The sequence below is a fragment of the Isoptericola sp. NPDC060257 genome, assembly GCF_042726645.1.
Taxonomy (GTDB): Bacteria; Actinomycetota; Actinomycetes; order Actinomycetales; family Cellulomonadaceae; genus Isoptericola; species Isoptericola nanjingensis.
On the sequence record NZ_JBHXAW010000215.1, the window covers coordinates 1 to 7883 of the forward strand.

9 protein-coding genes are annotated in these 7883 nt (G+C 73.1%); 6 read left to right on the plus strand and 3 right to left on the minus strand.

The features are described 5' to 3' along the window. Window positions 1-61: 61 nt before the first annotated feature. Together ACFWEK_RS15975 and ACFWEK_RS15980 are read right to left on the minus strand one after the other, a co-directional pair. Window positions 62-652: a hypothetical protein gene (locus ACFWEK_RS15975; RefSeq protein ID WP_430554661.1), complete on the minus strand. Its 591-nt coding sequence runs from the start codon at window positions 650-652 to the stop codon at window positions 62-64. Further along, a complete protein-coding gene (locus ACFWEK_RS15980; protein WP_430554662.1) occupies window positions 649-1056 on the minus strand; it encodes a DUF4383 domain-containing protein in 408 nt (135 codons plus the stop codon). Before ACFWEK_RS15980 ends, ACFWEK_RS15975 begins: the two co-directional genes overlap by 4 nt. A 281-nt stretch (window positions 1057-1337) precedes the next feature. On the opposite strand from ACFWEK_RS15980, the gene ACFWEK_RS15985 reads away from it, so the two are divergent. Then, window positions 1338-1973 carry an RNA polymerase sigma factor gene (locus ACFWEK_RS15985; RefSeq protein WP_429764791.1) on the plus strand — a complete coding sequence of 212 codons (636 nt, stop codon included), beginning with the start codon at window positions 1338-1340 and terminating at the stop codon, window positions 1971-1973. Then, window positions 1970-2491: a carboxypeptidase-like regulatory domain-containing protein gene (locus ACFWEK_RS15990; protein WP_430547429.1), complete on the plus strand. Its 522-nt coding sequence runs from the start codon at window positions 1970-1972 to the stop codon at window positions 2489-2491. Before ACFWEK_RS15985 ends, ACFWEK_RS15990 begins: the two co-directional genes overlap by 4 nt. Window positions 2492-3073: 582 nt before the next feature. Here the strand turns inward: ACFWEK_RS15990 and ACFWEK_RS15995 are convergent. Beyond that, entirely contained in the window at window positions 3074-3250 is a 177-nt protein-coding gene (locus tag ACFWEK_RS15995; protein WP_430554663.1) for a hypothetical protein, read from the minus strand. A 148-nt stretch (window positions 3251-3398) separates the two neighbouring features. Here ACFWEK_RS15995 and ACFWEK_RS16000 point away from each other — a divergent pair, with 148 nt between their 5' ends. The 4 genes from ACFWEK_RS16000 to rplJ all read left to right on the plus strand — a co-directional run. After that, the gene (locus tag ACFWEK_RS16000) at window positions 3399-4514 is read left to right on the plus strand and encodes a S8 family serine peptidase (protein WP_430554664.1); all 1116 of its coding nucleotides are present in this window, start codon (window positions 3399-3401) and stop codon (window positions 4512-4514) included. 16 nt (window positions 4515-4530) lie between these two features. Then, window positions 4531-7083 (plus strand): CHAT domain-containing protein, encoded by a 2553-nt coding sequence (locus ACFWEK_RS16005; RefSeq protein ID WP_430554665.1) that lies wholly within the window; start codon window positions 4531-4533, stop codon window positions 7081-7083. Between the two features lie 102 nt (window positions 7084-7185). Then, window positions 7186-7308: a hypothetical protein gene (locus ACFWEK_RS16010; protein ID WP_430554666.1), complete on the plus strand. Its 123-nt coding sequence runs from the start codon at window positions 7186-7188 to the stop codon at window positions 7306-7308. A 288-nt stretch (window positions 7309-7596) separates the two neighbouring features. After that, window positions 7597-7883: 50S ribosomal protein L10 (gene rplJ, locus ACFWEK_RS16015; RefSeq protein ID WP_430554667.1), on the plus strand; the 287-nt coding region annotated here is incomplete at its 3' end.

Consider the following 7883-nt stretch of genomic DNA (forward strand, 5'->3'; position numbering starts at 1 on the left):
CCGGCACCCGCGAGGGTGCCGGGCCGTCGGCGTCCCACCGGGACCCGGCGGTGGGTCCGGGTCACCGACCGTGGTGATGGCCCTCGAGGCCGGGCAGGTCGGGGAGGTGGTGCTGGCCGTGGGGCACGGCCCGTGCTCCCGCCTCCGTGTCGGTCAGGCCGGCGGACGCGACCGTGGAGACGGCCACGGCACCCACGAAGAGGATCGCGAGCGACACGGCGGCTCGCGGCCTCCGCCCGGCGGCCGTCGCCGCAGGCCCTGTCCGGGACCGGTCGGGCCGGTCGGCGCCCGGCCTGCCTCGCGCCGGTCGGGCCGTGGCACCCACCACGCAGGCGGCGGCGAGCTGGAGGGAGGCCGCCGCGGTGGCCGCGCCGACATGGGTCCCCTCCGCGACGGCCATCGCGATCCCGAGGACGCTCGTCACGGCCAGAGCCCCGACGGCGACTCGCGCGAGCACGGCGGGATCGGCGCCCCGTGTCGCCGTCCCGCGCAGGACGAGCACCGCCACCACGAGCTCGGCCGCGCCGACGACCAGCGAGAACACGCCGTGGGGACGGGGGAACGCGCCCCGCACCAGGCCCATGTTGACCAGGCCGGCGCCGACCAGCGCGAACGCGACGAGCAGGCGGGCCAGGGGCGCGGTCCGGGTCATGCCGTCGCGACGCCCGTCTCGGCGCGGCGGTCCGCGCCCAGCCCGACGCCGAGCAGGAGGAGGGCGCTGGCCAGGTGCAGCACGTTGTCGGCGCCGTTCAGCGCGATGATGTTCGCGCCGGTGCCGACGAGGAAGAGGCCGAGGACGCCGACCAGCAGGTAGACCGCGCCGACGGTCACGTTGACGCCCTTGGCCGCCGCGACCGAGCGCGAGGCCAGGAGCAGGGCGGCGCCGATCGCGACGTGGATGATGTTGTGCAGCGGGTTCACCTCGAAGAACAGGAGCTTCTCGCCCTCCGTGGCGGCGAAGCCGACGCCCGAGGTGACGACGAACCCGGCGAGGCCGACCAGCAGGTAGACGGCGCCGAAGACTGCGGCGAGGAGACGGTTCGCGGACGAGCCCATGGTGGCTGCTCCTTCATCTGTCGGGCGCGGGGTGGTCCCGCGCTCGGAGGTGGTTCGGAGCGGTCGGCCGGTCGGATGGGCTCCGGTGTATCACGCGGCGCGGGTCGTCCTCTTTCCGTGCGATGACGAGTACGCAGCACCGCACGAGCGCTGCAGGAGGAGGTCCTTGCATGTCGATGCAACTTCCTCCTGCCGCGTCGTCGGGCCGCGCCGTAGGCTCGGAGGCTCCGGGGCGCGGCCGCTCCGGCTTCTCGACGAGCCCTCACGAGGTGCGAACAGCCATGACACGAGCCGCTGAGGAACCACTCGGTGGGACGCCCGACGCCGACGAGAGCCTGGGCGACCGGGCCGCGCGGGCCGTCCTGGAGTTCCGGGAGGGCCGCACCGACGCCCTGTCGGACCTGGTCCGGGAGGCGACGCCGTTGCTGTGGCACACGGTGCGCGCCCAGGGCGTCGACCGGGACGTCGCCGACGACGTGGTGCAGTCCACGTGGGCGGCGCTCGTGCGGCACGCGGACACGATCGCCGAGCCGAAGGCCGTGCTTAAGTGGCTCCTCGTGACGGCCCGGCGGGCCGCCTGGGAGACGGTGCGCAAGGGGCGTGCGGACCTGCGCCGGCGCACCGAGCTGCCGGACGACGTGACCGAGGGCGCCGCGGCGCTGCCGGACGCCCGTCCAGGCCCGGAGGCCGAGGTGCTGACCGACGAGCGCGACCGGATCCTCTGGTCGTCGCTCCGCCGGCTCCCGGAGCGCTGCCAGGAGCTGCTGCGACTCGTCTCGCTCGCCGACCGCCCGGACTACAAGGCGATCTCGGCGTCGATCGGCATGCCGGTGGGAAGCATCGGCGCCACACGGGGACGGTGCCTGGCGAAGCTGCGCGCCGTCCTCACGGAGCATGGGGAGGCCTCGTGGACATGAGCCAGAAGCACGAGAACGCGTGGGGCGAGCCCGTGCCCGGTGAGGACGAGGCCCTGGACGCGCGCGACGTCGCCGTCCTGGGGCGGCTCGGCCGCGCCGTCGAGGTGGTCGACCCCGTGCCCCGAGGGCTCGTCGAGCGGTCGCTGTTCGCGATGACGCTCGCACGGCTCGAGGCAGACGTGATGGAGCTGCAGCAGATCGAGGCCCCCGTCGGGTCCGTGCGCGGCGACGCCCCGCCGCTCGAGGCGCGCACCATCACGTTCACGCACGAGCGCCTCACCGTGATGATCGCGTTGTCCACCGACGACGACGGCACCCACGTGCGCCTCGACGGCTGGGTCGCGCCCGCCGCGACGCTCGTCGTCGAGCTGCGCCAGCCCGGCGGCGAGCGCTCCACCACGGCGGACGACGACGGCCGCTTCGCCTTCACCGCCGTCGATCGCGGCCCCACCAGCCTGCTCGTGCGCCTGCCCGACGGCGGCGACGTCACCGTCGCCACGCCGGTCATCGAGCTCTGACCGTGCCGACCCGCCCGCACGACGGGCGACGACTCTTGCACGCCCGTGGGCGTGCCCACTCGAGGAGGAGCAGGTGAGCGAGACCCCAGACCAGGCCGCCGGAGCGGCGGCGCCGGACCCGAACCATGACTACCGGCCGGTGCGCTTCCTGGATCCGTCGCTTGTGCGGCGCCGACCTGGCGTCCCGCAGGTGCGCCCCACCTGGTACGTCGCCGACAGGGTGATCGTTCAGGGGCCTCCGCCCCGGCGCTTCACCGAGGGCCCGGAGGGTCCGGCGGACGTGCGTCGAGTGGCGTCGATCGCCAGCGCCGGGGAGGACGCGGAGCCCTCCGGCCTCACCGAGATCGAGCGACTCGCGCGGGAACGCGGCTGCACCCTTGCTCTCGAGACGGCCGGACGGCGACGAAGCCGCCGCTCGTCCGGCGGTCCCTCTGCGGACGACTGTGACGACGACTTCGCGTTCGCGCTCCGTCTGGTCCCCGAGAGGGACGGGGACGAGCCCGACGCCTGGGAGATCGTCGAGGCTCTCGGCGGCACCCTCGAGCTCGGTGGCGAGCACGGGTGCCGGCGCGTCAGCCTCGATCACGTGATGCTGGCGCGCCCGTTCACGAGCTCGCCCTTCACGTCGTCTCCGTTCACGAGCTCGCCCTTCACGTCGTCTCCGTTCACGAGCTCGCCCTTCACGTCGTCTCCGTTCACGAGCTCGCCCTTCACGTCGTCTCCGTTCACGAGCTCGCCGTTCACCTCGTCCCCGTTCACCTCGTCCCCGATGCGAGGGATGGCGGAGTACGCGATGCCCGGCTGGGGCGGACGTGCACCTGTCGCCTGGCTGGGCGACCGACCTGCGCGGAAGCACGTGGACGGCCCGACGCCGTACGTCACCGCGGACGGGATGCTCCGACCGCTCGTGGCGATCGTCGACACCGGGCTCGGGACCCACCCCTGGTTCGGCACCTACGACATTGCCGAGGGGGACGACCCTGGTGCGGAGCTCGACGGCAATGGGATTGTCGTGCGGGACGCGGTACTGCCCGATGGCCGCCCGATCGGGACCCAGCCCGTCCCGGCACGACGGAGCGAGGACGCCGAGATCGGTGGAGCCAGCGCCTCCTCGCTGACCGGTCCTCTCGACCCGGTCGCCGGGCACGGGACCTTCATCGCCGGCATCGTGCACCAGAAGTGCCCTGACGCTGCCATCCTGCCCATCAGGGTGGTCGGTGGCGACGGCGTCGGCGCGGAGTCCGACCTCGTCGTGACCCTCAGCCGACTGCTGGAGTTCCACCAGCTCGGGCTGGAGGCGGACGCTGTCCCTGGCGACGGCGGTGCCCCTGTCGACGTCGTCGTGCTCTCCCTGGGCTACTACCACGAGGAGGCCGAGCAGCTCGGCGTGACCGACGCGCTGCGCGTCGTCATCGACGAGCTGAGGTCGAGCGGCGTCGTGGTGGTGACGGCCGCCGGGAACGACGGCACGACCCGGCCGAGCTTTCCCGCCGCGCTCGCGCCCCTCGTCGAGCGGACGCGCGACCCGCACGACGGCCGTGTCCGGGCTCGGGCGATCGGGTCGACACCCGCGGACCGCGACGGCGCACCGCCGGTGCTCGCGGTCGGCGCAGAGAATCCTGACGGCACGACGGCTCTGTTCAGCAACGACGGCCGCTGGGTGACGACGACGCGGTGCGGCGCCGCGGTGGTGAGCACGATTCCCACCACCCTCGACGGTCCGATCACGCCCTCGTTGCGGATCGAGGACCGGTATGGCACCGGGCACCGGGCTACCCTCGATATCGAGGGCTTCCAGGGAGGGTTCGCGACCTGGAGCGGGACATCGTTCGCCGCGCCGGTCCTGGCCGGCGAGATCGCCTCCACGCTGGTGGAGCGACGCGGCGGACGGACGCCGGACGTCGCGCCTTCGGGAGGGGACGGTAGCGTTTCGCCCGAACAGCGGCTGCGTCTGGATGATGCCTGGGCGGCCGTCGCGGAGCACACGGGGCTCACGCCTCCGGAGGGCGCTGCGATGAACTGATCGGGGAGGCGAGGCCTTGGGCGAGGATCCCGTCGTCGCGTTGCGTGGGGCGCTCGACCGAGCCCTCGACAACGATCGCGTCCGGCGCCGATTCGGACTGGCAGTGCGTCAGTACAGAGCGGTGCGTCGTGAGCTCGGGCGCCTCGCGCTCGCTGTCCCGGCGGCCGTGGCGGAGCTGCACGTGCGCGCTCTGGTGGGTGAGTCCCGGTGCATGTCTGAACAAGGGGCGGCCACGGAGGACTGCCTGGCCCTGCTCGCCGAAGCGCGGTGGTGGGCGGAGATGAGCGGCGACTCCGCGCTCGTGGCGCTGGTCGACGGTCGACGTGGTCTGCTGCTTCTGAGGCGCGGACAGCTCGATGACGCCCTGATCGACTTCTCCAGCGCGGAGAAGGGGCTCCCCGACGGTCCCGACCTCGGCGCCGTCTACCTCAACCGCGGCTCTCTCCGTCTCGAGCGCGGCGAGACGGAGCTGGCCGCGCGTGACTTCGAGCGTTGTGTGTCGATCACCGGCGACGGGGTCGAACCGGCGCTCCACGCGATGGCGGCCCACAACCTCGGCTACGCGCTCTTCCTCCGTGGCGAGCTCCCTGCCGCGCTGCGCTCGATGGCGGAGGCAGCCCGTGTCGCGCCGCCTGAGCACGCCGGGGTGGGTCTGATGGACAAGGCGGCGGTGCTCTACGAAGCGGGCCTGCTCACCGATGCGGAGGAGGCGCTCCGGCAGGCGGGACAGCTGCTCTCGTCCACCGCGGCCCGGCGTGACCTGCTCGACGCGAGGCTCGCGCGCGCTCGGTGCCTGGTCGGGCTCGAGCAGTACCTGGAGGCATTGGCCCTCGCCCGGAGCGTGCGGGCGTCTGCGCGTCGTACGGGAGATCGGCTCCTCGAGCTTCGTGCGGACCTGATCGGACTGGATGCCCGGCACGGGAAGATCATCGACGAGGGCGCGCAACCGGCGCGCGTGCGGCGGCTCGCTCGGGCGGCGGAGCAAGTGCTCGACCGCGCCGCCACCGTGCCCGGAGGTGCGCGACTGGCCGCCGACGTCTCTCTCGTCGCCGCCGACGCGCTTGCGCGCGCGGGCGACGTCGACGCGGCACTGGGGCACCTGCGGGGACTTCCGGCCCGCACCGGTCTGGCTTTGGGGACGCGGCTGCGCGCCGAGGCAGTGCGAGCCCTCGTCGCGTTCGGGCAGGGCGACCGGCGCCGCGGGCTTGCGGCAATCCGTCGGGGGCAGGGTCTGCTGGCCGTGCAGCGCCAACGGCTGGGCGCCGTCGAGGCGGTCACGGCGGCGGCTGCCCACGGCGTCCGGCTCCAGGGCGTCGACATCGTGGCCGCGCTGTCCCAGGGGAGGGCGGATGCCCTCTTCGACGCGCTCGAGCGAGGACGCGCCACGTTCGCCGGGTCAGGGCGGGTGAGGCCGTCGGCGGACGGCGAGACTGCCGCGCTGGTGTCGGCGGCGCGGAGCCTGCTGGACCGGGCTCGTGCGCTCGAGCTCGAGAAGTCCGAATCGTCGCGCGAACCCTTGCAGCTCCGGCGCGAGGCGAGGCGGCTCCAGGACCGGGCGCGTGAACGGTCCTGGCAGGTCGAGGGTGAGATCGAGGCACCGCGTGCAGCGACCGCGCGGATGATCCGCGCCGAGCTGCGTGCTGCGCCGTCGGATCGGGTGGTGCTCAACTTTGCGCTCTATCGCGGGAAGGTCCTCGCCGTCCGCGTGGACCGGTCCGGTGCCCGGGTCATGGAGCTCGGCCAGGTCCACGACGTCGTCGAGCGAGCGCGTCGCGTCCGTGCCGACCAGTACGTGCTCGCCAATCCGCTGATCCCCGCCCCGATGAGAGCGGCTGCCCTCCGATCGCTCGAGCGCGACCTCGCCTGGTTGGACGCCACGTTGCTCCGGGGTATCGACCCCGGGGTCCCCCTCTTCGTCGCGGCCCGTGGCCGTCTGGTCTCGCTGCCGTGGGCGTCGCTCCCGTCGCGTCGAGGGACGTCGACGGTGGTGAACTCGTGGGTCGCACGGGGGAGGGCCGAGTGGTCACCCGGTCCGGCGCTCGTCGTCGCAGGGCCAGAGCTGCGGCACGCCCCTGCCGAGGCAGATGCCGTCGCGAACGTGTGGGGTGCAGGAACGACCGTCCTGACCGACGCGCGGGCCACGTGCGAGACCGTGGCCCGTGAGCTCGACGGGCACGCGATCGTCCACCTGGCAGCGCACGGTCAGCACGAGCCCGACAACCCGGTCTTCTCGAGCGTGCGCCTCGCGGACGGGCCGCTGTTCGCGCACGAGCTCGACGGGACGGATCTCGCCCGGTCCGTCATGGTTCTCTCGGCCTGCGACGTGGGGTCGGTCAGCATCAAGCACGGCGGTGAGCCCCTCGGCCTGACGAGCGTGCTGTTGCGCATGGGAGCGCGTGCCGTGGTCGCGAGCGTCGCACCCCTGCGCGACGAGGTCGCGGTGCGCGTCATGCCGGCGCTCCATCGAGGACTTCGCGACGGGCTTCGCCCTGGTGAGGCGCTTGCCCGTGCCGTCGCGGACGAGCCGGAACCCGTGCCGTTGGTGTGCTTCGGCCCGCTCGTCCTGTGATGTGGACGACACCTTGTGCTCACCTCCTGCCGCCGCTGTGATGTCGGTGCCGATGCCGGCAGCCCGCCGCAAGGCGGGGGACGACCGATGGAAGGATGTTCGATGAACACACGTGCCACCCGCGTCATCGCTGGTCTGCTGCTCGCCGCCACCGCCGTGGTGGGCGCCGCCGCCACGGCGTCGGCGGAGCCCCCGGGCCCGCAGCACCCGTTCGGCTCCCACTGACGGCATCACGACGCCGCCTGCGCGCGGGCGGTGGGACGGCGCGAGCGTGCCGAACCGCCGCCCGTCGTCGTGTACAGTTCTCGGGTAACCCAAGACCGCCGGTCGTCCGACGCTGCCCGGGCTCGCCCCAGCAAGCCGAAGACCGAAGTCCCGTGAGAGTGCGGGGGCCTGCGTAGGTGACACGACGACGACCACACAGCCTGGCTGTGAGCTCCGAGCCCCGTGCGCACCTGCGCCGGGGCTCTTTCTCTTGCAGGTACCGGTGGCACCACCACCGGAAGGATTGCCATGGCGAGGCCGGACAAGGCAGCCGCTGTCGCGGAGGTCGCGGACAAGTTCCGTGACGCGAACGCGGCCGTGCTGACCGAGTACCGCGGGCTCACCGTCGCACAGCTCAAGGAGCTGCGTCGGTCGCTCAGCGGCAACGCAACCTACGCCGTGGTGAAGAACACGCTGACGTCCATCGCGGCCAAGGAGGCCGGGATCGACGCGTTCGAGGCCGACCTCAAGGGTCCGCCCGTACAGGGCCGCGTCAAGACGATCAGTGTGAAGCGCGAGGGCAACCGCTGGTACAC

Excerpts from the sequence above, each read along its gene's own strand:
- ACFWEK_RS15975 (WP_430554661.1), bottom strand. The coding sequence starts at position 652 with ATGACCCGGACCGCGCCCCTGGCCCGCCTGCTCGTCGCGTTCGCGCTG.
- ACFWEK_RS15980 (WP_430554662.1), bottom strand. The coding sequence starts at position 1,056 with ATGGGCTCGTCCGCGAACCGTCTCCTCGCCGCAGTCTTCGGCGCCGTC.
- ACFWEK_RS15985 (WP_429764791.1), top strand. The coding sequence starts at position 1,338 with ATGACACGAGCCGCTGAGGAACCACTCGGTGGGACGCCCGACGCCGAC.
- ACFWEK_RS15990 (WP_430547429.1), top strand. The coding sequence starts at position 1,970 with ATGAGCCAGAAGCACGAGAACGCGTGGGGCGAGCCCGTGCCCGGTGAG.
- ACFWEK_RS16010 (WP_430554666.1), top strand. The coding sequence starts at position 7,186 with ATGAACACACGTGCCACCCGCGTCATCGCTGGTCTGCTGCTCGCCGCC.